The sequence below is a fragment of the Rhizobium sp. NFR07 genome (genome assembly GCF_900111905.1).
Lineage (GTDB): Bacteria > Pseudomonadota > Alphaproteobacteria > Rhizobiales > Rhizobiaceae > Neorhizobium.
Window position 1 is genome coordinate 63547 of record NZ_FOKM01000018.1, and the last position, 24500, is coordinate 88046.

Here is a 24500-nt window from a genome sequence, read left to right on the forward strand (position 1 = left end):
ACATACGGTCGAAAGGCCTGTAGAAACGGCGAGCACCGTATCCTCAATGCGGCTCAAGCCTAAGCAGTCGGCGGCGAGCCGTCCGAAATGGACCGATTGGCGAGTAAGCCCAACAATCGATGATATTCATCCTCGCCGACGATCGAACGCAGCAAGCGAATTGGAGCCTCTTCGCAGATGCTTTCTAGAGTCTTGTCGAACGCAGCGTCTGCCGTCTTACTATCCAAGGCATCAAAGGCTTGAAATACTTCCTCTTCCAGCAAATCGATGCGTTCCAACAGTGACATTGAACACTGTTCGGCCCATTGGAACCAGGCGCGCACGTCGTCATGACGAACGACCGGCAGGCCGTACCTATCCGGCACAGCGCCCTTGTAGCCGTCGTAGACTTGAGTCTCAATAGGACCTGGCTGATCATACGATCGCGGTCCTGCGCTCATCCCGAGTATCAGCATCCGACCTTCTTCGAGCAGGTCGTAGAGCTCCGAGAGACGACCCGTGTGGTCGAACCGCATGAGGTTATGCAATGTCTTGGGCGTCTCCCATTGATCAAGATAAAGACCGTCATTGTGCTTGAGCTTGGCCAAAAGAGGGTTCAGCCGCTCTTTCTGGCAAAGGAACCACTCGTTTCCATATGCAAGCTGCAGCGACTCCCATGTTCTTAATTCGATGTTCGAGTAGGCCACAGCCTTCTCAGCGCCGGACTGAAAACCTGTCGATCCAACAATGATGCCAGTATTTGCACCACAATCAGACATAACAGTCCGAAAGCTGTGCACCGTCTCCTGCGGTAGGTTGGATCCCCAATGCTTGCATTCGATCAGGATCACATGAGGTATGCTGGTTCGAGGGTCGCTAACATAAACATCTACCTCCTTCGAGCCACGGACGTGCTGCACGACATGCGGAGAACGTACCTCGTAGCCCATCTCGCGAAAGAAATTGGCAACTGTGTCCTGAAGGTTTTTCCAGTCCCTAATATTTTTAGTTGGGATAAGCATCGCACACTTTCTCTCTACAACTGGTCCGGGGTCTGATCACATCTCTGCTATGTCCACCCACGATGGCAGCAAGCATGCTGGGCACCGAATTCGCACAATCGCTCAGAGAAAAGGCATCGCGAAGTCAGCGCGCCGCTGGCACATTTCCTGACATGGTCTAGCAGCAATGGCATCAGCCTATCGGATCGGGGGCTGCGTCCGAGTGGGCACCGCAAGAAGGATAGCGCCGACAGAAAGCGAGCCTCAACGCGATCATCATTCCTGGCTTTCGTCTCTGCGCAGTGGCCCCGGATCTGTCTTGCGCGCAAGTTCTCGGAGGCCGTCGTCGCGATGAACTACACGAAACCATCCAGACACCGGTCTCTTCACAGGCTCGACACGTACCGCCGCCATACCGCGCCGTAGGTTGCCGTCTTCATAGAGTTCCACGCTCATCTCGCCAGGATCCGCCGCAATCTGCTTCAGAAGGGTCAGGCTCTCGGTCCTTGCCGTAAGTCCTTCACCAGATTTATCCACTTCCACGATCGCCAGGATGCAGCTGTCGTGTTGTCCTTGGACTACCAACTGAAGCCCCTTCGGCATTCCTTGACGTTGTGGAGGAGCTGCTCCCATTTCCCCCATCGAGACATGCGTCTCAACCCTTCGAAGGGAAGGGTCTTCGGCCAGGATAGTGCGCGCGAAGTCGAAGTCATCGATGGACCCGTATAGATAGCGTCGGCTGTAAACGACCTCGAGCCGGTTCCAGTTTTGCAACTCCTCACTTTCGATCCTGATAGGTTCGCCGGTCCGGAAGCCTGCTCGGTACCGCTCCATCCGAGCGCGTCGGTCTGATGGCAGGTTTGCGCGTTCAATCGACTCGTATTTTGCAATGATTGTAGGGCAAATGAGAACAGCGGCGAGATCAGGTGCGAGAGGCAGGAAGACGATCACGCCGTGGGACTGAAGCGCGGCATCGCCGTAAGGATAGGCGTTACTGACAACAACCGGGTGATCAGACAATACAAACCGTTCGTTTTGGTTCGGCGCGAAAAGCGCCGGTTGGAGGCGGGCCATAGGCGCGACAAGCTCGCCGCGGTCGAGGAACCTCCGCACAGCTTCAATCCGTAACGCTGCTTCGGTCGGCATCGCCATTTCGGGATCCTGGTCAGGATTATAGCCGAGCCGCCGCACTAGCTCTCGCATTTGCTCGGCGAGCAAGCGCGGTGACGTCCGTGCCAGATGGGTGCGCAGCATCTGTGTCGCGAATAGATCAAGTAGCGCCAAATGGTCTTCTGGCTGAACCCAGGCGAGGGATCGAGTATCGACGATCTGGCGGATAACCCCGGCAGATCGGCCGTCCACATCGTTAAACAGGTCTTCGAAATTCCATCTGCCGGTGTCGAGCTCAACCGTGTTGAAGTTGTTCTCCGAACCGGCTCCTGCAATCGCGCTCGTCCACGTCCGCTCACTCTCTTTGTCGAAGACCCAAACCTGCCTTTCCTTCTTGTCGATCGAAAAATGGCGGAGCTGTGCTCGCGGCACATAATGGTGGTTCTTGGAAGGTTTCGACATGGCTTGGTTCAAGCTCCCTTCACGTCGAAGCCTAGATACCGCAGTGCCTTCGCCATCCTTCCGTTCATCGGAGGGCACCCCTCGGGCTTGACGGTGCCATAGAGCTCCAGCGCCGAAAAGTATCCGAAACGCGCGAACCGGCGCGATGGGTGGTAAAGAATGTCGTGAAAACGCTCGATGAAATCTCCCGGCCCATGGAGGAGATAGTTCAGGGACGATCGAACATGATCTAGGCGATCTTCATTGCGTGCCCAAAAATCGCCAGGCAGGTTTTTTTGGCCGCCCTTAACGAAACGCAGCTGTTCGGAGAATGCGTGCAGTGACAGGAGGCCCTGTGTAATTTCGTCCTTCCCTGCGGCCTTGAGGCTCTCGGCTGTCCCGAACGTGCGCGAGACAGTGTCCAACCACTCGTTGAAGTTCTCGGGTACCAAGCTGTTTTTGGCCAAAACCCATTCCTTGCCGAGCGACAGGACGAGTGCCTTTCGCTCCACTGCCCCACGCAGTGGAGCGGCCTGCCAGGCCTCGTCGCCGATGACGTGGGTAAGCCGCACGTAATTCAGGAAGCGATTTGCCTCATTGGCCAACCCCATAGATTCAAGCTCCGGCCGACGCAGCCCGTTTTCGTCAAGGAGGGTGGCCACCTCAGAGAAAGCCGGCCGGTACTGCTCATAAATCTCGCGCTGCAAGGTTTGAAGGAACACACGCTCTTTGGGTTTTGTACTGCTCGCGACATTGATGTTCGGCGGCTCGGCTTTGCCAACCGCTTCCTCGATTTCGCGATCCGCATTCGGGATGCGTTTGCGGACGGCATTAGTAGCATTGACGAATGCGGTCAGCTTCTGTTGGGTCAGAACCTGCCCTGCTTCCCAGAGCTCGACGAAAAGGGTTCGGATTTCTTCTATAGAATCGGCATCCTCCTCACGATCCAGGCAGATGACCGCTTCACGGTTTGCTCGGAATCCTCCGTCCGTCAGGTTGGAAGAGCCCAAGAGTGCCGCATTGTCGAAGACGAAAATCTTCGCGTGGAAGCGGCGGGTGAGATAGCGGACTGCCAGGCCCGGTACTCCGAACACCGCCTTGAGTGCGTCAGGGCTTGTTGCGGAATTCAATCCGACAAGCAGTCTGACCTGCTTTCCCTCCGCTGCAGCCTCTAGAATGCCCTGGGCCTCCGTAAAGTAGGGCGCTGCCAGTTGCACAGACAACGAGGCTGAGATTAGCTTGGAAAAAGGATTGAAGACAAAGTCCTTTGCTGGACCATTCGAAAAAATTCGACTCATTCACCCCCCAAGCCGTTTGCATTCAGTGCAACCATAGCGAAAGAACGATGTCGCAGGAAACCCAGATTCTCAACGGGGTTTGAAGGCCTCACGTCAGTTTGAGGGCTGGTGGGCGCGACAGCCGACCACCAAGTGACGCATTCGATCGGTTGAACCGAACATTCAGGCCTGTATCTTACTCTTGCAATTCAGCCGATCAGGTCGATTCAGGCCTGCAGACAGTCACTTGGAAAAAGCCACCGTCGGCAAATTCCTTACTTGCCGATTTTAATGCGCTCAAATCGTTCAGCCCATCGCGATCCGTAAAAACGATTACTTCCTCATAGGTCCCAAGCAGCTCGGTGACCGGACCTTCCAATGCGTTTATGTCGCCTTGGATACAACGCAAGCGCTCGACAGCCCCATCGACCGAAATCGCGGTGTGGACACGTCTATCGATTGGAAGGATTTCGGAGGCGCGTGGCGTCACCGCAATCGCGGCCAGTGCCGAAATGAACCGAGGATCACTTAGAACTGGAGCCATGGATCGCGAAACATCGACCGCGACAGCACTTTTCGCCCTGGTTGTTCCACCGATCACGAGAGCCGCCCGCACCGGTCGTCCGATCACCTTTCGAACTGACTCTCGAAATTCCTCCCTGGCCGTCCGGTTGAGGGCAGTCAGATGCTCGATCGTAGTGCAACGCCCGGTCGCGCTGAGAGAGATGCGGTCCAAAATGTCGCCGATCGGGCCATAATTGACCAGAACGATACGCGCATCCGGATGAGCGGCCGCATAGTCGGTCATGACCTCCGAAAACGACCTCTTCTCGGTCCGTTTATAATGCTTCACCTCGACCACCAGAACGCAGCGCTCTGAGCCGGGATCGCGTGCCCAAATCCCGAAGTCGGGCTGGACATTGGCGGTTCGGCCAGCGCCGACGGGGTTCGCAACAGGAGACCGGCGCTCTGTTATCATATCGATTGGTGGTCGTGCCGACGTGACAGTTGCAAGCCGCGCTTCCCGGAACTCGAAGGCGATCCTGCCCTGGTCGTGATGTATCTCCAGATCGTGCTCGTTCGCGGCAACGGCCATTTCCGAGAATACCCAGACCGCATAGATCTCGTGGCGCTTCTGCCAAACCGGTAATGAGAGAAACCGGTCGAGGTCGTTCAAGGAGACGCTTGCATTCAGCTTGCGCGTTGGCAGGCCGTCGAGCGTGTTTCGTAGGACGCGCCCGATCCGGTTTCGATTTTCAGGCGCGATCCCATCTGTTAGTGCCAGGCCTGCAACAGCTGTCCCTAGCCAGTTGTCGGTATCGAGGAAGGCAAGATGGTTGACCGAAAACGCATCACTGCCCTTCAACGTTTGCCAATCGAATTGCGACCGCAGAACAGCTCGGTTCTGACTAAACGCCACCAACGACTCATGAACTGTTGCGACCATTGCGGCCAGTTCCCGGAAGCCTGCGTCCTGTTGTTTCGATAGCACCGACAATGGGAGCGGATTGATCTGACCCGATCGATAGTCGATGAGCCACTGATCGACGTCGGCAATCCCGAGCTCGGCAGGTTCTCGCGCCGCCCTATTGGCAAGGTTTCCGAGTTGCGGATACGCTTCCCAGGCAAGCCAAACAACGCCAAAGTCTTCTTGTCCCACTGCTGGAACATCAATCTCACCGGGAACGCCGTCCCACATCCGCAGGAAATCTTCAAAGTCAGACAGCTCGAGGTGCTCATCGGTAATCCCGATTCGCCATTGGTCCCGCCCGTATTTTGCGCCGGCTGTTTTGAAAAATCGCAGGATCTCGCGGTACATTTCCGAGAAAGGCTGGAGGGCACGGAAGAACACTTTGATGAGCTGATCCGTCGTCGCTTTTGCGAGCGCGTCCGCGAGATCAGCTGCTGTTGGGTCCAGCATCTTGCAGACAGTCTCGGCGAACTCTTTGTCACGGCCATCGATGTCGAGGGCTCCGCTTTTGACCAGCTGCGACCATGCGTCGGCGGCAGATCGGTTGATGCGTGTGGACTGAGACATTTGACGTTCCGAACTTCGTTCCGTGTCATGGATTGGCATCGACCACAGTCGTGGCACAACGTACCGCTAAGGTACGCTGAACCCAACTAATAGCCCCATCCGCAATACGCCGCTAAGCGCCGAGGTTGCGTCCAGTCTAACGGTTCATGTCGCTTGAAGAACGGGGAAAAGCCTTGGGCATGGACGACCGCGGCACCATTCGCGGGGCCGCGATCGTTGTCGCTTTAGCCTGCCATTTGCACCGCTGCAACTGGCAATCTTTTCACAACCAACCCCTCCCTGGGACAAAGTGTAAGAAAAGTAAGTCCGCGGGCTCCGGAGCGGCATTCGGTTCCGGGCAGGCGCCGATTACGCACTCGCGCCGGCCGTAAGCGCGTTAACTTAATTCCGAAATGACGAAATTGGCTGTCAGTGCAGCGCATATCGATCAGTAGGGGTTCTCAAGGGTAATCAGTGTCGCTGCTTCGAAAATAACGCTGCCGACGGTTCGTACCCCTTCAAGGCGATTGGTCGGACGCTCCCGTGTGCCTGCGTCAGTCAGGAAAATCTGTCAGAACGATCTTCCCGAACAACCCGCCAGCCTCCATTCGGCGATGGGCCTCCGATGTAGCTGCGAGCGGATATACCGCTCCGATGACCGGCTTAAGCACTTGTCCCATCATCGGCAGAACCTGTTCCGTGAAGCGCTGGACCATTGCTCTCTTTTCCGCCCTCGACCGTGACTTCATGACCGTTCCGATCAGCCGCAGGTGGTTGTGAAGAACGACGCCGAGTGGAATGATGGCGTTGTCATCGCGCCCCAGCAGGCCCACTTGGACAAGCCGACCACCAGGAGCAAGACTACGAATGTTGCGGGCGAGATAGGACCCGCCGACAAAGTCGATGATCAGATTGACCCCGCGAGACGCCGTCGTATCGACGACCTCCGCCTCGAAGTCCGACCGCTGATAATCGAAGACGGCTTCGGCGCCCAGCGAAAGCACGTTGTCGATATTGCTTGCCGAAGCGGTGGCCAGCACGGTTGCTCCTGCCGCTTTCGCAAGCTGGACGGCCGCCGATCCGATGCCGCCTGCAGCAGCATGAATGAGAACGGTCTCGCTTTTTGCGATTTGTCCGAGATGGGTAAGCGCCTCCCAGCCCGTTACGAAGCTTTCCATGACTGAGGCAGCCTCCATGAAGGACAAGCCGGCCGGAATGGCAACTGCCATTCCACTATCGAGGCGCGCATACTGGGCATATGCACCCCCACCAACGATGCCCATGACACGGTCTCCGACAGCAAAACCACTAACGGTGTCTCCAGTGGCCATGACTTCGCCAGCGACCTCAAGCCCGAGAATAGGGCTGTCTCCGTAGCTTTGCGAGCCATAGACGCCTTCGCGTTGAAGAAGATCGGCGCGGTTGACACCGGCCGCCATGACCTTGATCAGAAGATCGTCTGGGCGCAATTCGGGCATGGGTGCATCGGCGAGGCGCAGAACATCCGCGCCTCCGAAGTCATCGAAGATGATCGCCTTCATTTGGATATCTCCTTACTTGGAAAGGGCCCGGCGGGCGATGCTTGCAGCAAAGAGTGGCGTCTCACGACTGTTGTGGTCGCCGCCTGCGGCCTGACGGGCTGCTGCAGCATCTTCGAACTTGATGCTGTGCTCGCTGAGGAAAGCCATGAACACATCCGTCGGATGGGCGGTAACTTTGTTGGTATAGCGGGTCCTGCCATCGCCGATCTTCTCGGCAATCAGTTCCCAAACGACATTGACCTGGGTCCGGCCGTTGGCCGTGAAGACATCGGAGATCGAGTTCATGCGGCAGTAGGCAGGCTCGGCGACCTCGGCCACATAATGCTGCACGACGAGGCCCGAACCGATCTGCTCAACATTGATCGACATGCGACGACCGTCGTCGGTCCATGTGACCCCGGCTGCAATGTGATCAGGCGAGCAGCATCGCAGGTATTCGGCTTCCGGCAGGGTGAAGAGCCAGTCGGCAATGTCGATCTTTTCGAGCGGAACGTCGATCTCTGCGGAATAGGCGGACTGGGAGAGAATTGTATCTAGGACCTTGACCATTGGAGTGTTCCTTCTGTTTGTTGGGCGACCGCCCGTTGACGAGAAGGAAAATGCTCCGGATGCCCGCAGATGATAACGAACTGAATGGTCGAAACGGTTTTGCGCTGTAGGCAAAGATGAGAGGCCCACGGTTCGCCGAACATCTTGCCGTTTACGTCGACGTTGTCCGCACTGGGAGCTTCTCGGCGGCCTCTCGGCATAGAGCTGTCACGCCTTCGGCTGTCGTTCGACAGATCGATGCGCTCGAGCAGGACCTGGGCGTTACTCTCCTTGTTCGCTCGACACGGGCACTGTCATTGACGGACGCGGGCCGTCACCTCTTTGAACGCGCCCAGCGCCTGCTCGATGATCTGGCCGATACCCATGCCGAGGTTGCCGCATTCGATAGTGCGGTCAGCGGCACGCTGCGGATCGCTTGTTTCCCGACTTTCGGAAAACGCTATGTTATTCCTGTTCTGGCATCACTAGCGCAGGATTACCCGGGCCTGCATGTCGAGCTGGATCTTACCGAGCGGCTGGCTGATCCCGTGGCCGAACGGCTCGACCTCGTGGTGAGGATGGGGGAGCTTGCGGACAGCTCCCTGATTGCCACGAAGCTTGCTCCACTTGACCGCATTCTTGTGGCGAGCCCTGGTTATGTCGAGCAGCATGGCGAGCCGGGAGACGAGAATGCGCTCATCCATCATCGCCTTCTCGACAAGCTCCATGGCAATGATTTGCTCGGATGGTCTGACATTCTCGGAAGCTCCGCCGGTGAGGCCTGCAAACAGGTGGCTTTCCGGTCCGATGATTTTGAAGCGCTAAATAGCGCCGCGATCTCCGGTATGGGGGTGGCCTTTTTGCCAAGCTGGGTTTCGGGACCCTCCACGCAGGCAGGTGATCTCATCCGGCTGAAGCTCCGCGGCGAGCGATGGAACGAGCGATCGTCAGGCATCTATCTCCTGCGTGCTCTCCAGGTGCCGTCCGCCAAGGTCAGGGCGTTTACGGAAGCACTCAAGGCCCATATTGGCGCACCGCCGCGGTGGGTTGATGTGGGAATAGCAACGGTCGACAAATCAAATGCTTAGGAAGCCAGTGCTCCCACAACTTGTCGAGTGACGGTTCGATTCTCATCAAGAGCTGAAAACTCGGTTCTGCGTCATGCTCAATGACGGCAATGCACCTTCATTTCCGCTGCAGCCTGCGTGCAGTGTATGTCCGGAAAGCCGACCTCTCTGCATTTTCAGCGAAATGGTAAACCCGCGCCACTGGGAGCTTTGACCTACCCGACGACACGCTCCACGAAGTCTGCGAACGCCCGCGCCTTGGCGCTTGCAAGGCGCCCGGTGGGAAAGACCGCCCAGAGGTCGATGTCCGGAAGCTCCCAGTCGTCAAGCACGCGCGTAACCTCGCCGCTTGCCAGTTCCGGCCAGAACATCCAGTCGGAGGTAACGGCAAGCCCCATGTCGGCCTTGACCGCCGCGCGAATGCCTTCGGCAGCGGTGAACTGAACCCGTCCGGAGACGGCGACGGACGCTTCGGTTCCATCCCTTCGAAAAGTCCAGCTCCTGCCGAGTTGGGTATAAACCACCGCCTGATGGGCGGCGATATCAGCGGGCACCCGTGGCACGCCGTGCTTTTCAAGATAGGCCGGGGTCGCCACCACCGACCGTCGGCCAGTGGCAAGTCGGCGGGCTACGGCCGACGAGTCTGCGAGATCACCCATGCGCAGCGCGATGTCGATGCCTTCGGACACGAGATCGATCACCCGATCGTCGAGAACGATATCCACGTCCAGATCGGGATGCATCGCCATGAACTCCGACAGGCGCGGAATGACCATGAGCCTCGCAAAGGTCGTGGCGGCGCAGATGCGAAGTCGGCCCGACAGTCCAGCGCCGGCCCCCTTGGCTTCCAGCTCCGCCTCGTCCGCTTCATGGATCGCCGCCTTCGCCCGTTCGTAGAAACGAACCCCGGCGTCGGTTGGCGAGAGGCCATGCGTCGACCGGATGAGCAGGCGAACCTGAAGTCGCTCCTCCAGTTGCGCAATCGTCTTCGAGATAGCGGGCTGGCCGACGCCGATCTGGCGGGCGGCCTGTGAGAATGATCCCGTTTCCACCACCCGTACGAACGTGGTCATCGCCTGCAGTCTGTCCATTGCTCATTCTCCATTAGAATAAGCATAATCGCGTCAAGCCGCCTGCCGCAAGCATCCGGGAATGGGCATAACTCTCTCCAACGAACACGAACCTATGCAGACGAACATGAACCTATGCAGACGAACATGAACCTATGCAGACGAACATGATCGAAGTCTACGCCTTTGCCACCCCCAACAGCGTCAAGGTGCCGATCGCGCTTGAGGAACTCGGCCTTGCCTACGAGCTGAAGGCTGTCAATGTCCGCAAGGGCGAACAGAAAGATGCAGCATTTCTCTCGCTCAATGCCAACGGCAAGGTGCCGGTCCTGGTGGACGACGGCTTCGTGCTGACGGAAAGTGCCGCGATCCTCGTTCATCTGGCGGAAAAGACCGGCGAGCTATTGCCGCAGAGTGGCGCCGCCCGTGCCCGGGTGTTCGAGCAGCTCTTCTTCCACGCCTCGGCCCTCAGCCCCGCCTTCGGCAATGCCGGCTTCTTCAAGCGCTCCTCGCCGCAGCCGCAGCCGATCGCCGAAGCGCGCTTCAGCACCGAAGCTGAACGCATCCTCGGCCTTCTCGATGTGAAGCTTGCCGATCAGGCATTCATGGCCGGTGACGCCTTCACCATCGCCGACATCGCCCATTTCGGCTGGCTGTGGCGCCGGCAATTCCCTGGCCTGACGCTCGACGAGCGCCCGAACCTTTCCCGCTGGTACGAGACCGTGGCCGCCCGCCCCGCCGTCCAGCGCGCCATCGCTCGCGTCGAGGCGCTGGTCGAAGCTCCGACTTCCGCGGCCTGACCATGCGCTTCCTGTCCCGCTTCCTCTTCAACCCCAACAGCAAGACCGCAACACAAAGGAGTATCCCCATGTCCCGTTTCGATACCTACAAGAACAACTTCCCGAATGCCCGCCTGACTCGTTCGCCAAGCGGCGTCCTCGAAATCGCCTTCCATACCGACGGCGGCAAGCTCGTCTTCAACGGCCACACCCATGAGCAGTTCGTCGATCTCTTCCACCAGGTCGGTTCCGACGCCGACAACCGCGTCGTCATCCTGACCGGCTCGGGCGATGCCTTCATGGATGCGATCAATCCTGACGGCTTCGATTTCTTCTCGCCGCGCGGCTACGACAAGATCCTGCGCGAAGGCAAGAAGGTTCTCATGAACATCCTCGACATCGAGGTGCCGATGATCACCGCGCTCAATGGTCCCGTCCTCCTGCATTCGGAATATGCGCTGCTGACCGACATCATCCTCGCCACGCCGGAAACGGTCTTCCAGGACAAGCCGCATTTCGATTTCGGCATCGTGCCGGGCGACGGCGTCAACCTGCTCTGGCCGGAAGTGATCGGGTCAGTCCGCGGCCGTTATTTCATCCTGACCCGGCAGATACTGGATGCGCAAACGGCCAAGGAATGGGGCGTCGTCAACGAGATCGTGACGGCCGACAAACTGCTCGCCCGTGCCCGTGAGATTGCCGAGGGCATTGCCGCCCTTCCGCCGCTGACGAGCCGCTATACCCGCATTGCGCTGACGCAGAAGCTGCGCCGGATCATCGACGAAGGCGCGGGCTATGGCCTGGCTCTCGAAGGCATCAGCGCCGCCGAAGTCGCCCACTCCATGGCTGCCAACGGCTGATTACTCCCCATTCATCACCGAGCTTCAGAGGGAGTTCTGAGGCTCGACACGCACAAATTTCAGAACGCAAGGAGTAAAATCATGACACTGCAGTCCAAGCTCGATGCCTTTAAGGCCGACTTCGAAGCAGGCAAGCCGCCTTACAACGTACCCTCTTCGGTCATCGAAACCATGCGCCGCGCCACCGCCGAACTGATCGCATCCGGCGCAGCCGAGCAGGCCCTGAAGGCGGGCGACACATTGCCGGCTTTCAGCCTCGCAGATCCTGACGGCAAGACGGTTTCGTCGACCGACCTTCTGGCGCGCGGCCCGCTGGTGATCAGCTTCTACCGCGGCGTCTGGTGCCCCTATTGCAACATGGAGCTCCAGGCGCTCCAGGAAACGCTTCCACAGTTCGAGGCGCTCGGCGCGAAACTCGTCGCCATCTCGCCGCAGAACCCTGTCAACAGCCGCAAGTCGATGCGCCAGAACAACCTGACCTTCCCGATCCTGTCGGACCCGCACAACGAGGTGGCCGCCGCCTTCGGCCTGCGCTTCGAGATGCAGGATTACCTGGTCGAGCTCTACAAGTCGCTGAAGAACGACCTTCCGGCCTTCAACGGCGATCCGAGCTGGACGTTGCCCATGCCGGCCCGCTACGTCGTCGGCCAAGATGGCGTGATCCTCTACGCGGAGGTGAACCCGGACTACACCCGCCGTCCGGAACCGGACGACATGCTGCCGGCGCTCCGCCTTGCAGCCAGCCGCGCCGCCGCCTGATCCATTCAACCCATGAGGCCCTGCTTCCTTGAGGCAGGGCCAGAGGATTTTCCCGATGAAGAGAACCTTTCTGATCACCGGCGCAAGCAAGGGCATCAGTCTCGCCCTGGCCCATCGTCTTGCCACCCGCGACCATACCGTCATCGGCATTGCCCGCAACCCGACAGACGCCTTTCCTGGCCAGCTACATACTCTCGATCTTTCCGAGCGCAGCGCCAACGACGAACTGGCCAGGATCGTCAAGGAAAGCAACGTCGATGGCGTGGTCAACAATGTCGGGCTGGTCAGGGCCGCGCCGCTTGGCGACATCGCCATCGAAACCCTTGAAGAGGTGATGCGCGTCAATCTGCATCCTGCTCTTATGTCCGTACAGTCCGCATTGCCCGGCATGCGCACACGCGGCTGGGGCCGCATCGTCAATATTTCCAGTCTCACCGTTCTCGGCAGCGTACAACGGACAAGCTATGCCGCCGCCAAGGCCGCGCTCGTCAGCTTTACGCGAAGCTGGGCGCTCGAACTCGCCCAGACCAGCATCACGGTCAACGCCGTCTCGCCCGGGCCGACCGAAACGGAACTGTTCCGGGCCAACAATCCGATCGGCAGCGAAGGCGAGGCGCGATACCTCTCCGGCGTTCCGATGGGCCGGTTCGGCCAACCTGATGAGCTCGCTGCTGCGATTGAATTTCTGCTGTCGGACGATGCCGCGTTCATCACCGGGCAGACGCTGCACGTCGATGGCGGAGCCTCGATCGGGAAGTCTGCACTGTAGCACGATTGCTAGCGGTGCCGTCCTTGCTTCGGACGGGCTCCGGAGATCGGCACACGACCGCTAAATGACCGCTCCCGTGTATCAAACTCCAGAAGCGGTGAGTCTCCTCCGGACCCAAACCGCCATCGTGAAACCCAACCCCTTGGCTTGTTGAGTGGTCCAGTTTCGGAGGCTGTACGGAATGGCGGGGTGGCTGGTATGACTCCCCATCATCGATGTTCACATCCAAGGGGCTATAGACGGCCTGGCGGCAAACGCTGTTTCAAAGCGGCCCCGCTCGCCGGGGGCAGTCGGTCCCGGTTCCGGCTTTGCCGCCGCTATGCTGAACCTCCTGCGGCAACCCTTTTAACCGGTCTTGCGGGAGGCGAACGGCTTCCGCAGTGCCCGCTACAGCTGGTATGCCCATTTCCTGTTTGGGCGCACTCGTAACAACCGAAATCAATCATAACTTGAAGCGGCGCTTCTGTTGTCAATGACCGCCAGGCTGTTGTTGACGCCTTACACCAACAAGGTTGATCTGCCAGTCCTGCCGTGTTTTGAAGATGGGCACCCGCGGCAGGATGATGACGGCAAGAATGGCAGAACAGTTCGACATGTTTTCGGAACAGGTTCCGCGCGACCGGGTGCTCACGCGTAGCACTGCTTCCGGATTCACCAAGCGTGAACAGCCTGGCGTCCTCATAAGTGAAGAGGACATGGTCCGGCATCTCTCGCAGACGGGTCGCTACCGTGTTCTCACGAAACTGGTGCCGCGCGCAGTCGCGCCATTCCCACGGCCAGAATTCCCGCTCAAGGGCATCATTCTCGATACCGAGACCACGGGCCTCAATGCACGCAAGGATGAGATCATCGAAATTGGCGTGATCGCTTTCACGTTCGATGCCACAGGAAACATCGGTGACGTCACCGGGGTCTACGGTGGGCTTCAGCAGCCGAGCATCTCCATTCCTTCCGACATTATCAGCCTCACCGGTATCACCGACGAGATGGTGGCCGGGCAATCGATCGATATCGCTGCATTAAAGGCGCTGATCGAACCAGCGGATCTGTTGATCGCCCACAATGCCGGTTTCGACCGGCCATTCTGCGAGGCGTTTTCTCACTTGTTTTCCGGCAAGGCCTGGGCGTGCTCCAACTCCGAGATCGACTGGTCGTCGCGTGGCTATGAAGGAACCAAGCTCGGCTACCTGATCGGGCAAGCGGGATATTTTCATGAGGGTCATCGCGCCGTCGATGACTGTTTTGCGCTCCTGGAGGTTCTCGCCGGGCAAGTCGATGGATCGGCGTCCACCGCTTTCGCTGAGCTTTATGAGGCAAGCCAGAGGTCGCGTGTCCGGATCTTTGCCGAGAACAGTCCCTTCGACATGAAGGATCATTTGAAGGCGCGAGGCTATCGCTGGTCTGATGGAAGTGACGGCCGTCCCAAATCCTGGTGGATCGAGGTGGGCGAGGAAGCGCTCGATGATGAGCTGCGCTATCTCAGGGCCGAAATCTACCGATATCCCGATGCCGATCCACCGATCAAACGCCTGACTGCCTTCGACCGTTTCCGGGCGTGATGTTATCGCTTTGATCAGCCTCCGAGAAGATCCATGCTTTGGACGCATGGCCGACCTGAGACCTTGTGCCTTATCGACCGACGGCCAAGAGCCTATATTGCAAACATCGAAACGACGTTGGAACCAAGGCATGGTTGCTGGCGTCAAGAGACCTCACGAAAGGGGATCATCATGAACGTGGCACGCTCCTTCAACAACTGGCGCAAGTACCGTCAGACCGTCACCGAACTCGGCCGCATGAGCTCGCGCGAACTGCAGGACCTCGGTATCAATCGCGCCGACATCCACAGCGTTGCCCGCCAGTCGGTCGCCCGCTAAGCGGCTTTTCCAACTTGTCGAACTGATGCTACGCCCGCTGATGACGCGGGCGTTTTTGCATGTGCTCTCCCACCCCGGGACTTGTTCGGGACTTCTAAAGCCGCAAAATGGCCTTGCGTCCCTTGCGTCCCTTGCATAGCTGCACTGCAGCAAAGTCTGTTTCGTGTGCGGCGGAAACTGGTACCTTGGTATTCATCGAAGTGATGTACCTCCTCCCGCAGAGCTTCGATTTCAGACGGCCCACTCCTCCTCCCAAGGGGCGTCTGTCGGAACAGCAGCACTCCTCCTCCCAGTTGCTGTTTGGTTGTTTTCGGAAAGCCTGCCGCACCTCCTCCCGCGGCAGGCTTTTTCGTTTTCAGGACCGTGGTATCAGAGCCCGAGCGCGAGCTGCGGCTCTTGCCCGCTCTCTTCGGTGTTGAGCGATGACAGGGTAATCCCCAATAGCCGCACAGACCGTTTGAACGGGAACACCGAGGCAAGCAGGGTCTCAGCATTTTCCAGGATCTGGTTGATGTCTGACACGGATCCCGTCACGGTTCTGCTGCGCGTCGCCTGGCTGAAATCCGAATATTTGATTTTGACGGTGATGGTCTTTCCCGAGATGTCGTGCGCCTCGCAATAGCGCCAGACTTTTTCGGCCAGCGGCCGCAGCTCGGCTTTGGCCAGATCGAGATCGTTGATGTCCTCAACGAACGTGTCCTCGGCGCCAACGGATTTGCGGATCCGGTCGGGTTTGACGCGCCGTTCATCGATCCCGCGGGCAATGCCGTAGAAATACGGACCGGACTTGCCAAAATGCTGCTGAAGAAAGGCCAGCGACTTTGACTTGAGGTGAAGACCAGTCTCGATACCATGCCGTTTCATCCGCTCGGCGGTTGCCGGCCCCACACCATGGAATTTCTTGACGGGGAGGGCTTCGACAAAACCCGGGCCGTTCTTCGGCGTAATGACCGCCTGGCCGTTCGGCTTGTTCAGGTCACTCGCCATCTTGGCCAGGAACTTATTGTATGAGATACCGGCCGACGCGTTGAGGCCCGTGACCGCCTTGATCTTCGCTCTGATCTCCAGTGCAATCTCGGTGGCAATCTCCATGCCCTTCAGGTTTTCGGTGACATCGAGATAGGCCTCATCCAGCGACAGCGGTTCGATCAGCGGCGTGTATTCGGCAAAGATTTCCCGGATCTGCTGCGAGACCTGCCGATAGACGTCGAAGCGCGGCGGCACAAAAATCAGATCCGGGCATTTACGCTTGGCGGTGACCGACGGCATGGCCGAATGCACGCCGAATACACGGGCCTCATAACTCGCTGCCGCCACAACGCCACGTGCGGCCGAGCCCCCAACTGCCAGCGGCTTGCCGCGTAGCGCCGGGTTGTCTCGCTGCTCGACCGAGGCATAAAAGGCATCCATGTCCACATGGATGATTTTGCGCACAGGTTGCACACTCCCCGTGACGTCAGTTCCCACATGGTAAGTCGGAATTTCGTGACTGCTGTGGTCGTGCTGGATGCTGGTGATCAAAGCAACAGACCTTCCTCGTCCGGCTTCGGTTTGGCCTGTGGCGGCACGATGACCAACATGTTGCCCGGGAGCGGACGCTGTAGGTGGCGGGCTTCATCCCACGGTGCTGTCAGCCAGGTGTCGACCTCTTCAGGCGTGGTCAGAATCGACGGCATAGCCTTTTCATGGATGGGAGAAACGACCTCGTTCGGCGATGTCGTCAGAAACCCGAACAGTTCGTATTCCTGCTCGCCATCCCTGACTTTGCGCACGCCTTTCCAGGGCGTCCAGAAGCCCGCGAAAAACATCAGCGGCCGATCTTCATTGCCGGCGAACCAGGCGTTCGGTACGCGCCCGCCTTCCACCTTGCTGGCTGGGTCGGGCTCGGCAAAGGAGGTGAACGGAACGACGCAGCGGCTGGTTGGGCCGAGCCAGCGCCGCCAGTGCGGCGAACTCACATTACGAATATTGGTGACGCCGGGATCGTAGTTTTTCACATAGGCCGGCGGCGAGGGCATTCCCCAGGTCGCCCGGGCAATCTCGCGTTGGCCGTCCTCGGCGGCGCGGACAATCGGCGCCAGATAGCCTGGATAAACATCGAAGGAGGCTTCATTCCAGCCGGCTCGATCCCGGAACGCTTTTGTAAATTGCAGAACCGCGTCGCGTGTGGTCGTCACGTTATAGAGGTTACACATTGCCGTCCTCCTACAATGCGGGTCAAAGCGAAGTTTCCGACCCTTTCGGAACGCAATCAAGCTTCGAAAGCTCCAGCGATCACCTGGGCTTCTGCAGCTCAAAAACCACGGCCGCCTCCAGCAAACAGGGAAATCCCGTCCCGCATCTATCCTGCCCGTCAGAACAGTGCATTTTGTCGCAACCCATCGCCATACGACGGCGCAGATCCACAAAACGCATGCTGGCGCCAAACTGTTTCACCAACGCCTTGCGATCAAGCTCGCCCTGTTGCCCGCACGGTTTGCATTGAACCGTAATCACCGGTCCCTTGAAATCTCTGAGCGTCAGCAGGCCGGGCATATCTCTGTTTTCTCATCCACGATATTTTTCGTCACATTCAGCATCGAATTGAATGTGCTTGATGAATCGAATGAGCAACAGCCGTCTCGTGATGCCGGCTGCAGTCCACCCGATTCTTGCCCGTTGACTCATCGTCGGTTAAAGAACAAAAACAGAACATATCAGCTTTCTTTGGCTGTGCAAATGCACTCTGATGTAGGAACCCGATGTCAATCACTGCCGCCAATCCCGTCATTTCCGAGCTTCAGGACCGCATCCGGCGGCTTGAAGGCGGAGCTGCGCGCAAGGGCGAGGTGCTGTCGTTCGGAATTGCCGAGATCGATGCAAAGCTTCCCGGTGGTGGGCTGGCCCGCGGTGCCTTGCACGAGGTGGCCGGCGGTGGCGCCGATGCGGTCCATGGCGCGGCCGCCGCTCTGTTCGTCGCCGGGATCGTCGCGCGCACAAAGGGCGACGTGCTCTGGTGCCTGACACGGCCGGATCTGTTCGCGCCGGCCTTGGCGCAGGCAGGGCTCCATCATGACCGGGTGATCTATGTCGAGGCTGACCGGGAAGAGGACGTGCTCACGAATTTCGAAGAGGGCCTGCGTTTTGGCGGGCTGGGGGCTGTGGTTGCCGAGCTCGTGCGCCTACCCATGACCGCCTCGCGGCGCCTGCAACTTGCGGCGGAGGCTTCGGGAACGATTGGCATTGCGCTTCGGCGATGGCGGCGCCCGACGGAGGTAGCAGACTTCGGACAACCGACGGCCGCCACGACACGCTGGCGTATCAGTGTCCTGCCCTCCGAGCCGCTTCCCGTGCCGGGCATCGGCCGGGCCCGGTGGCTGGCGGAATTGATCAGAGCAAGGGCGGGAGAAGCCGCAGAATTTGAAATAGGTGCCTGCGATGCCACGGGTCGTATCAGTCTTTCTCCCCACGTTCGCGACGGACAGGATCAGGCGCGCGGATCCCGGAATTTTGCCTGAAACACCTGTTGTGGTTGTTTCCCGCAGTGGATCAAAACGCACCGTCTCTGCAATCGACGCTGCGGCCTTCAAGGCCGGCGTCCGCATCGGCATGCCCGCCGCCAAAGCCCAGGCGATGATATCCGGCCTGCACATAGTTGATGCCGATCCGGACGGCGACGCCTTGGCGATCGACCGCCTGGCGCTATGGATGCTGCGCCAATATACGCCGGTAGTGGCGATAGATGCTCCCGACGGCATTGTCATGGACACCGAGGGCGCCGACCATCTGCGCGGCGGCGAGTTGCCGATGCTGACTGGTCTTGTCAATGCGTTGAGAGCTCGCGGCCTTCAGGCCCGTGGCGCCATCGTCGACACCTGGGGCAGCGCCCATGCCATTGCGCGCGCCATGCGGCGAGACGTGATCATCGTGCCAGTTGGTGAGACGGCCAAAGCCGTCGTCAACCTGCCGATTTCCAGCCTTCGTCTGCCGCCCGACATCGTCAGCGGTCTGGGCGTGCTTGGGTTTCGGACCGTCGGCGAGCTTTCCGCAACGCCGCGGGCGCCTTTGACATTGCGCTTCGGGCCGGAGGTCGGCCGCAGGCTCGATCAGATGTTTGGACGTCTCGCCGAACCGATCGACCCCATTCGCACCGCAGACCTGGTCGAAGTGGCGCGTTCTTTTTCCGAACCAATCGGGGCCTCTGAGACCATCGCCAAATATATCGGCAAGCTGGTGGTCGAACTCTGCACCGCACTGGAGACGCGCGGGCAGGGCGTTCGCCGCGCCGATCTGATTATCTATCGTGTCGACAACACCTTGCAGTCCCTGCGCGCTGGCACTGCAAAACCCGTGCGCGATATCCCCCGTCTGACAAAGCTTCTCTGTTCCAGCATCGAGAACATCGATCCCGGGTTCGGCATCGAGAAACTGTCCCTCACTGCTACCATGATCGAACCGTTCGAAGAAAAGCAGTCCATCTCCTCGCTGGTCGAAGAAACCATCGTCGACGTCACACCGCTGCTAGACAGTTTTGGAAATCGCGGCCAGCGCATGTACCGGCTGGCGCCTGTTGAAAGCGACGTTCCCGAGCGCAATGTCGGGCGCGTCTCCCCCATTGCCGCAAAACTGGGTCAGGCCTGGCCGACCCGCTGGCCCCGGCCGAGCCGGATGCTGGCGCACCCGGAACGGATCGAGGTCATTGCGCTCACGCCCGACCATCCGCCGGCATCCATGACCTGGCGCGGCAAACGCCGGCGCATCAAGCGCGGCGATGGGCCGGAACGAGTGTTCGGCGAGTGGTGGGTACGCTCCTCCGAGATGGAAGCCGTCAGGGACTATTACTCTGTCGAGGATGAGGACGGTAATCGCTTCTGGGTCTATCGCTCCGGCGACGGTGTGGATCCCGCGACCGGAACGGCCAAATGGTTCCTGCACGGGATCTATGGCTGATGCGCTACGCCGAACTCCAGGTCACCAGTCATTTCTCCTTCCTGCGCGGCGCGTCAGGCTGCGATGAACTGTTTACTACAGCCCAGGCACTTGGCATCGAGGCGCTTGGCATTGTTGATCGCAACAGCCTTGCCGGGATCGTGCGGGCCTGGGAAGCGGCGAAGGAAACCGGTGTCCGGCTCGTCGTCGGCTGCAGGCTCGATCTGGCGAACGGCATGTCGATCCTGGTCTATCCGACGGACCGGGCGGCCTATTCGAGGCTATGCCGGCTGCTGTCACTTGGCAAGGAAAGGGGCGGCAAAGGAAATTGCATCCTCGATCTGACGGATGTCGCCCTTTATGCCGAGGGCCTGCTCGCCGTCCTGATCCCCGACGAGGCGGATGACGCGTGCGCCGTCCGGCTGCGCAAGGTGAAAGAGATATTTGGCGACCGCGCCTACATGGCGCTGACGCTACGCCGCCGGCCTAATGATCAACTGCGCCTGCATGAGCTCAACACTCTGGCGATCCGGCACAAGGTACGGGCCGTCGTCACCAACGACGTGCTGTTTCACGAGCCGGGCAGACGGCAGTTGCAGGATGTCGTCACCTGCATTCGCCATCGCACGACCATCGATCAGGCCGGATTCCTGCGCGAACGGCATGCCGATCGTTTTCTCAAGCCGCCGGAGGAAATGCACCGGCTGTTCAGCCGCTATCCAGAAGCTCTCGCCCGCACCCGCGAGATTGTCGACCGCTGTCGTTTCGACATGAACGAGCTCACCTACCAATATCCGGAGGAAGCAATCATCCCCGGGCTGACGGCGCAGCAGACGCTGGAAAAATTCACCTGGGAGGGCGTTCGCGACCGCTACCCCGAGGGGGTGCCTGACGACGTGGTGAAGACCCTCAATCACGAACTCGAGCTGATCCGCAAACTCGATTACGCGCCGTATTTCCTGACGGTTTACAGCATCGTCCGCTTTGCGCGCTCTCAAGACATTCTCTGCCAAGGTCGGGGAAGTGCTGCCAATTCCGCCGTCTGTTATGTGCTGGGGATCACGGCGATCGATCCGGCCGCAAACGATCTGCTGTTCGAACGCTTTATCTCCGCTGAGCGAAACGAGCCGCCCGACATTGACGTCGATTTTGAACATGCCAGACGCGAAGAGGTGATCCAGTGGATCTACAAGACCTATGGCCGGCAGAAGGCTGCCCTTTGCGCGACCGTCACCCGCTACCGCGCCAAGGGAGCGCTGCGCGATGTCGGCAAGGTGCTCGGCCTGCCCGAAGACATGATCACGGCGCTGTCGGCCGGTGTCTGGGGCTGGAGCAAGGAGGGCGTCGGCGAAAAGCAGGTCAATGAGCTGAACATGAACATGTCCGACCGCCGCCTGCGGCTGACATTGGAGCTGGCGCAGCAGCTGATGGGCGCGCCGCGTCATCTCGGCCAGCATCCGGGCGGTTTCGTCCTGACCAATGACCGCCTCGACGAGCTGGTGCCGATCGAGCAGGCCAGGATGGAGGATCGGCAGACCATCGAATGGGACAAGGACGATATCGAGGCGCTCAAGTTCATGAAGGTGGACGTGCTGGCCTTGGGTATGTTGACCTGCATGGCCAAGGGCTTTGCATTGCTGGAAGAGCACAAGGGCGTGAAGCTTGATCTCGCCACCATCGAGCAGGAGGACCCGGCCACTTACGCGATGATCCGCAAGGCCGACACGCTCGGCACTTTCCAGATCGAATCCCGGGCGCAGATGTCGATGCTGCCGCGGCTGAAACCCCAGACCTATTATGACCTGGTCATTCAGGTGGCGATCGTTCGCCCCGGTCCGATCCAGGGGGATATGGTGCACCCCTATCTTCGGCGGCGCGAGGGCAAGGAGGCGGTCGTCTATCCGAAGCCGGAACTGGAGGCCGTGCTCGGCAAGACGCTGGGCGTGCCACTGTTTCAGGAGAGCGCAATGAAAGTCGCGATCGTCTGTGCCGGGTTTACCGCCGGCGAGGCCGACGCACTCAGACGCTCTATGGCGACGTTCAAGTTCACCGGCGGGGTCAGCAAGTTCAAGGACAAGCTCGTCCAGGGGATGGTGAAGAATGGCTACACCGAGGAGTTCGCCGAAAAGACCTTCTCGCAGCTCGAGGGCTTTGGCTCCTATGGCTTTCCCGAGAGCCATGCCGCGTCCTTTGCTCTCATCGCCTATGCCTCATCCTATGTGAAGTGCCATTACCCGGATGTGTTCTGTGCCGCCCTCATCAATGCGCAACCGATGGGGTTCTATGCGCCGGCGCAGATCGTCACGGATGCCCGAGCCCATGGTGTTGCGATCCGGCCTGTTTGCATCAATCGTTCGCGGTGGGATTGCACGCTGGAAGGGATCGAGGGGACCGACCGCCATGCCGTGCGTCTGGGAATGCGCCTGGTTAGGGGGCTGCCTGAACAGGATGCGGCAAAGATTGCAGTGGCGCGGGGCGACGAGCTCTTCGTTTCCATCGATGACATGTGGCGGCGCGCCGGCGTCTCGTCGGCCTCCCTGGTCAAGCTGGCCGAGGCCGATGCGTTCCGGCCTTCTCTCAAACTTGAAAGACGCGATGCGCTCTGGGCGATCAAAGCCTTGCGCGACGAGCCACTTCCACTCTTCGCGGCGGCTGCCGGTCGCGAGCGGGCGGTAATTGCCGAACAGCAGGAACCGGAGGTGGCGCTTCGGCAGATGACCGAAGGCGCCAATGTCGTGGAGGACTATGGCCATACGGGCGTAACGTTGCGTGCCCATCCGGTCAGCTTCCTGCGCGACGATCTCACCCGCCGAAACATCGTCACCTGCGCTGATGCGACATCAGCGCGCGACGGTCGCTGGTTGATGACATCAGGCCTTGTTCTCGTCCGGCAGAAACCCGGCAGTGCCAAGGGTGTGATGTTCATGACCATCGAGGACGAGACTGGCATCGCCAATGTCGTTGTCTGGCCAAGCCTGTTTGAAAAACAGCGTCGCGTCGTGCTCGGATCGGCAATGATGGCGATCAATGGCAAGATCCAGAGGGAAGGGGGCGTCGTGCATCTGGTGGCGCAACGGATGTTCGATCTGACCACCGATCTGGCAAGCCTGGGCGAGCGGGATGGTTTCCGGCTGCCGTCAGGGCGCGGCGATGAGTTCGCCCATGGAGCGCCCGGCAGCCCGGATAGCCGTGAGCGGCCGCAGGTGGGTGTGAAACCGCGGGATTTGTTCGTGCCTGACTTGCACATCGATACGTTGAAGGTGAAGAGCAGGAATTTTCAGTAGATAAGGAGATTGCGAGATGCGTGCGTCGAGGTGCGCAATGCATAAGGTATTGCCGGGCGCCGGTTTCGTCGGATCTGGACAGGAGTATGAAAATAAACGTGGTGAGAAACTCACCCTGTATGTAACGTGACCCGATGATCCTCCTGCGCTTCGCCCGGCTGGGCGGGGTCAATTTCTGCGGTTCATCGTGCACGTATGGTCTTCAGGGCGGTTCCACTGGGACGTTCATCGGAAGGCAAAATCACAGCGCCTGAACTGCCATGGGGTACTGCCTCACTAGTTCGCAATGGATGGACTGCATCAACATGAACGAGTCGCTCGTAACAAACGAATGGCCGGAAGGCGGCCCGCCCAGGCCGATGACACCCGAGGAGGCAGCGCGACGCGCCGAATGGTCTGAAGATTTTCAACGGTTAATCCTCAGAGTTGGTGCGTTGGCTTGTGCTGCCGTCGTGGTCAAGCTGCCCTCGGGTGACGAAGGAATTGGGACGGCCTTTCACGTTGGAGAGGGCGTCTACCTCACGGCTCGGCACGTATTGGAAGACAATGAAGTCCTTTCCGTCCTTCCTTATAGCAGGGGCTGGATCTTCAGAGACGAATTGATCGAGGAAGCGCGCACCGGTGGAATGCTCAATGGCGAAATCCCCATCTGGTCCATGCACCACGAGAAACCGCACGTCCTCCGTGGTCCATTTTTCCACAATGATGATGCGATTGATGTCGCCGCCTTCGTCATGGGCGGCATCGATAGAAACACTCCCGCGATGGCGCTGGGATTTCACTACGATGACTGGATTGTGGATGCAGATTGGCTGCTGACAAAAGGTATCGTCTTCGGATATCCGCCGGTGCCGACCGCCAAGGATCCAATTCAGCTTGCCGCCACCGTTGAAGTCAATGGCGTCGTGGATACGTATCGTGACCGCTACGTCCGTTTCGTGGTGTCGGGCCCTTCACGCGGTGGCTTCAGCGGCGGGCCTGTCTTTCACGAACGTGGCTTCGTCCTCGGAATGGTTATCGAGAGCCTAGAGCAATTCGGAAAACCTGAGCCGGGATTCTTCACTATATTAAGCATTGAGCCGTTGCATGAAGTTTTGGAACAGCATGGACTCACGCCCCAGCGTCAGCTGCCGCCGACCGTTGAAGAAACCATTGCTATGGCGCGCGAAGAACTGGAAGCGCGGCAAGCTGCACGAGCGGCCAAGCGCTCCGGCAGCACAGAATAAGGCGGTG

The 24500-nt window shown here is 59.3% G+C and carries 21 protein-coding genes; 11 read left to right on the forward strand and 10 right to left on the reverse strand.

The window, feature by feature from the left end:
- Nucleotides 1-59 precede the first annotated feature (59 nt).
- The 6 genes from BM216_RS28135 to BM216_RS28160 form a co-directional block, all read right to left on the reverse strand.
- Nucleotides 60-1001 (reverse strand): restriction endonuclease, encoded by a 942-nt coding sequence (locus tag BM216_RS28135; RefSeq protein WP_093002875.1) that lies wholly within the window; start codon nucleotides 999-1001, stop codon nucleotides 60-62.
- A 255-nt stretch (nucleotides 1002-1256) separates the two neighbouring features.
- On the reverse strand, nucleotides 1257-2564 hold the full coding sequence (locus tag BM216_RS28140) for a DUF4238 domain-containing protein (RefSeq protein WP_093002877.1): 1308 nt from the start codon (nucleotides 2562-2564) through the stop codon (nucleotides 1257-1259).
- Nucleotides 2561-3829 (reverse strand): phospholipase D family protein, encoded by a 1269-nt coding sequence (locus BM216_RS28145; protein ID WP_093002879.1) that lies wholly within the window; start codon nucleotides 3827-3829, stop codon nucleotides 2561-2563. Before BM216_RS28145 ends, BM216_RS28140 begins: the two co-directional genes overlap by 4 nt.
- 196 nt (nucleotides 3830-4025) lie before the next feature.
- Complete coding sequence (locus BM216_RS28150) at nucleotides 4026-5846, reverse strand: hypothetical protein (protein WP_093002881.1); 1821 nt, start codon at nucleotides 5844-5846, stop codon at nucleotides 4026-4028.
- A gap of 533 nt (nucleotides 5847-6379) precedes the next feature.
- Nucleotides 6380-7366 (reverse strand): NAD(P)H-quinone oxidoreductase, encoded by a 987-nt coding sequence (locus tag BM216_RS28155; RefSeq protein ID WP_093002883.1) that lies wholly within the window; start codon nucleotides 7364-7366, stop codon nucleotides 6380-6382.
- 12 nt (nucleotides 7367-7378) lie between these two features.
- Nucleotides 7379-7915: a hypothetical protein gene (locus tag BM216_RS28160; protein ID WP_093002885.1), complete on the reverse strand. Its 537-nt coding sequence runs from the start codon at nucleotides 7913-7915 to the stop codon at nucleotides 7379-7381.
- Between the two features lie 116 nt (nucleotides 7916-8031).
- Between BM216_RS28160 and BM216_RS28165 the strand changes: the two genes are divergently transcribed.
- The gene (locus BM216_RS28165) at nucleotides 8032-8982 is read left to right on the forward strand and encodes a LysR family transcriptional regulator (RefSeq protein ID WP_093002887.1); all 951 of its coding nucleotides are present in this window, start codon (nucleotides 8032-8034) and stop codon (nucleotides 8980-8982) included.
- A 194-nt stretch (nucleotides 8983-9176) separates the two neighbouring features.
- Here BM216_RS28165 and BM216_RS28170 read toward each other — a convergent pair whose 3' ends face one another.
- The gene (locus BM216_RS28170; protein WP_093002889.1) at nucleotides 9177-10052 is read right to left on the reverse strand and encodes a LysR family transcriptional regulator; all 876 of its coding nucleotides are present in this window, start codon (nucleotides 10050-10052) and stop codon (nucleotides 9177-9179) included.
- A gap of 146 nt (nucleotides 10053-10198) precedes the next feature.
- Here BM216_RS28170 and BM216_RS28175 point away from each other — a divergent pair, with 146 nt between their 5' ends.
- From BM216_RS28175 to BM216_RS28200, 6 genes are all read left to right on the forward strand, one after another.
- The gene (locus tag BM216_RS28175) at nucleotides 10199-10831 is read left to right on the forward strand and encodes a glutathione S-transferase family protein (RefSeq protein WP_093002971.1); all 633 of its coding nucleotides are present in this window, start codon (nucleotides 10199-10201) and stop codon (nucleotides 10829-10831) included.
- Between the two features lie 68 nt (nucleotides 10832-10899).
- The gene (locus tag BM216_RS28180; protein WP_093002891.1) at nucleotides 10900-11670 is read left to right on the forward strand and encodes an enoyl-CoA hydratase/isomerase family protein; all 771 of its coding nucleotides are present in this window, start codon (nucleotides 10900-10902) and stop codon (nucleotides 11668-11670) included.
- 81 nt (nucleotides 11671-11751) lie between these two features.
- Complete coding sequence (locus tag BM216_RS28185; protein ID WP_093002893.1) at nucleotides 11752-12429, forward strand: peroxiredoxin-like family protein; 678 nt, start codon at nucleotides 11752-11754, stop codon at nucleotides 12427-12429.
- A gap of 55 nt (nucleotides 12430-12484) precedes the next feature.
- A complete protein-coding gene (locus tag BM216_RS28190) occupies nucleotides 12485-13198 on the forward strand; it encodes an SDR family oxidoreductase (RefSeq protein WP_093002895.1) in 714 nt (237 codons plus the stop codon).
- 575 nt (nucleotides 13199-13773) lie between these two features.
- The gene (locus BM216_RS28195; RefSeq protein ID WP_177230951.1) at nucleotides 13774-14757 is read left to right on the forward strand and encodes a 3'-5' exonuclease; all 984 of its coding nucleotides are present in this window, start codon (nucleotides 13774-13776) and stop codon (nucleotides 14755-14757) included.
- Between the two features lie 171 nt (nucleotides 14758-14928).
- Nucleotides 14929-15075, forward strand: coding sequence for a DUF1127 domain-containing protein (locus BM216_RS28200; protein ID WP_003551724.1), 147 nt, complete (start codon nucleotides 14929-14931; stop codon nucleotides 15073-15075).
- A gap of 369 nt (nucleotides 15076-15444) precedes the next feature.
- Here the strand turns inward: BM216_RS28200 and dinB are convergent, their stop codons facing one another.
- The 3 genes from dinB to BM216_RS28215 form a co-directional block, all read right to left on the reverse strand.
- Nucleotides 15445-16557 carry a DNA polymerase IV gene (gene dinB, locus BM216_RS28205; RefSeq protein ID WP_093002975.1) on the reverse strand — a complete coding sequence of 371 codons (1113 nt, stop codon included), beginning with the start codon at nucleotides 16555-16557 and terminating at the stop codon, nucleotides 15445-15447.
- Between the two features lie 35 nt (nucleotides 16558-16592).
- Entirely contained in the window at nucleotides 16593-17270 is a 678-nt protein-coding gene (locus BM216_RS28210; RefSeq protein WP_093002897.1) for an SOS response-associated peptidase, read from the reverse strand.
- 79 nt (nucleotides 17271-17349) lie between these two features.
- On the reverse strand, nucleotides 17350-17610 hold the full coding sequence (locus BM216_RS28215; RefSeq protein WP_093002899.1) for a hypothetical protein: 261 nt from the start codon (nucleotides 17608-17610) through the stop codon (nucleotides 17350-17352).
- A 206-nt stretch (nucleotides 17611-17816) separates the two neighbouring features.
- On the opposite strand from BM216_RS28215, the gene BM216_RS28220 reads away from it, so the two are divergent.
- The 4 genes from BM216_RS28220 to BM216_RS28235 all read left to right on the forward strand — a co-directional run bounded on the left by BM216_RS28220 (nucleotide 17817) and on the right by BM216_RS28235 (nucleotide 24493).
- Entirely contained in the window at nucleotides 17817-18572 is a 756-nt protein-coding gene (locus BM216_RS28220; protein WP_093002901.1) for an ImuA family protein, read from the forward strand.
- A complete protein-coding gene (locus BM216_RS28225) occupies nucleotides 18493-20004 on the forward strand; it encodes a Y-family DNA polymerase (RefSeq protein WP_093002903.1) in 1512 nt (503 codons plus the stop codon). The genes BM216_RS28220 and BM216_RS28225 overlap by 80 nt, the downstream gene beginning before the upstream one ends.
- On the forward strand, nucleotides 20004-23267 hold the full coding sequence (locus tag BM216_RS28230; protein ID WP_093002905.1) for an error-prone DNA polymerase: 3264 nt from the start codon (nucleotides 20004-20006) through the stop codon (nucleotides 23265-23267). The genes BM216_RS28225 and BM216_RS28230 overlap by 1 nt, the downstream gene beginning before the upstream one ends.
- A 305-nt stretch (nucleotides 23268-23572) precedes the next feature.
- On the forward strand, nucleotides 23573-24493 hold the full coding sequence (locus tag BM216_RS28235) for a S1 family peptidase (RefSeq protein ID WP_244530366.1): 921 nt from the start codon (nucleotides 23573-23575) through the stop codon (nucleotides 24491-24493).
- Nucleotides 24494-24500: the final 7 nt, after the last annotated feature.

What these genes read in the sequence shown, in the direction of transcription:
- BM216_RS28135 (WP_093002875.1), bottom strand. Translation starts at nt 1,001, where the DNA reads ATGCTTATCCCAACTAAAAATATTAGGGACTGGAAAAACCTTCAGGAC.
- BM216_RS28145 (WP_093002879.1), bottom strand. Translation starts at nt 3,829, where the DNA reads ATGAGTCGAATTTTTTCGAATGGTCCAGCAAAGGACTTTGTCTTCAAT.
- BM216_RS28150 (WP_093002881.1), bottom strand. Translation starts at nt 5,846, where the DNA reads ATGTCTCAGTCCACACGCATCAACCGATCTGCCGCCGACGCATGGTCG.
- BM216_RS28155 (WP_093002883.1), bottom strand. Translation starts at nt 7,366, where the DNA reads ATGAAGGCGATCATCTTCGATGACTTCGGAGGCGCGGATGTTCTGCGC.
- BM216_RS28160 (WP_093002885.1), bottom strand. Translation starts at nt 7,915, where the DNA reads ATGGTCAAGGTCCTAGATACAATTCTCTCCCAGTCCGCCTATTCCGCA.
- BM216_RS28165 (WP_093002887.1), top strand. Translation starts at nt 8,032, where the DNA reads ATGAGAGGCCCACGGTTCGCCGAACATCTTGCCGTTTACGTCGACGTT.
- BM216_RS28170 (WP_093002889.1), bottom strand. Translation starts at nt 10,052, where the DNA reads ATGGACAGACTGCAGGCGATGACCACGTTCGTACGGGTGGTGGAAACG.
- BM216_RS28175 (WP_093002971.1), top strand. Translation starts at nt 10,199, where the DNA reads ATGATCGAAGTCTACGCCTTTGCCACCCCCAACAGCGTCAAGGTGCCG.
- BM216_RS28180 (WP_093002891.1), top strand. Translation starts at nt 10,900, where the DNA reads ATGTCCCGTTTCGATACCTACAAGAACAACTTCCCGAATGCCCGCCTG.
- BM216_RS28185 (WP_093002893.1), top strand. Translation starts at nt 11,752, where the DNA reads ATGACACTGCAGTCCAAGCTCGATGCCTTTAAGGCCGACTTCGAAGCA.
- BM216_RS28190 (WP_093002895.1), top strand. Translation starts at nt 12,485, where the DNA reads ATGAAGAGAACCTTTCTGATCACCGGCGCAAGCAAGGGCATCAGTCTC.
- BM216_RS28195 (WP_177230951.1), top strand. Translation starts at nt 13,774, where the DNA reads ATGGCAGAACAGTTCGACATGTTTTCGGAACAGGTTCCGCGCGACCGG.
- BM216_RS28200 (WP_003551724.1), top strand. Translation starts at nt 14,929, where the DNA reads ATGAACGTGGCACGCTCCTTCAACAACTGGCGCAAGTACCGTCAGACC.
- BM216_RS28210 (WP_093002897.1), bottom strand. Translation starts at nt 17,270, where the DNA reads ATGTGTAACCTCTATAACGTGACGACCACACGCGACGCGGTTCTGCAA.
- BM216_RS28215 (WP_093002899.1), bottom strand. Translation starts at nt 17,610, where the DNA reads ATGCCCGGCCTGCTGACGCTCAGAGATTTCAAGGGACCGGTGATTACG.
- BM216_RS28220 (WP_093002901.1), top strand. Translation starts at nt 17,817, where the DNA reads ATGTCAATCACTGCCGCCAATCCCGTCATTTCCGAGCTTCAGGACCGC.
- BM216_RS28225 (WP_093002903.1), top strand. Translation starts at nt 18,493, where the DNA reads ATGCCACGGGTCGTATCAGTCTTTCTCCCCACGTTCGCGACGGACAGG.
- BM216_RS28230 (WP_093002905.1), top strand. Translation starts at nt 20,004, where the DNA reads ATGCGCTACGCCGAACTCCAGGTCACCAGTCATTTCTCCTTCCTGCGC.
- BM216_RS28235 (WP_244530366.1), top strand. Translation starts at nt 23,573, where the DNA reads ATGAACGAGTCGCTCGTAACAAACGAATGGCCGGAAGGCGGCCCGCCC.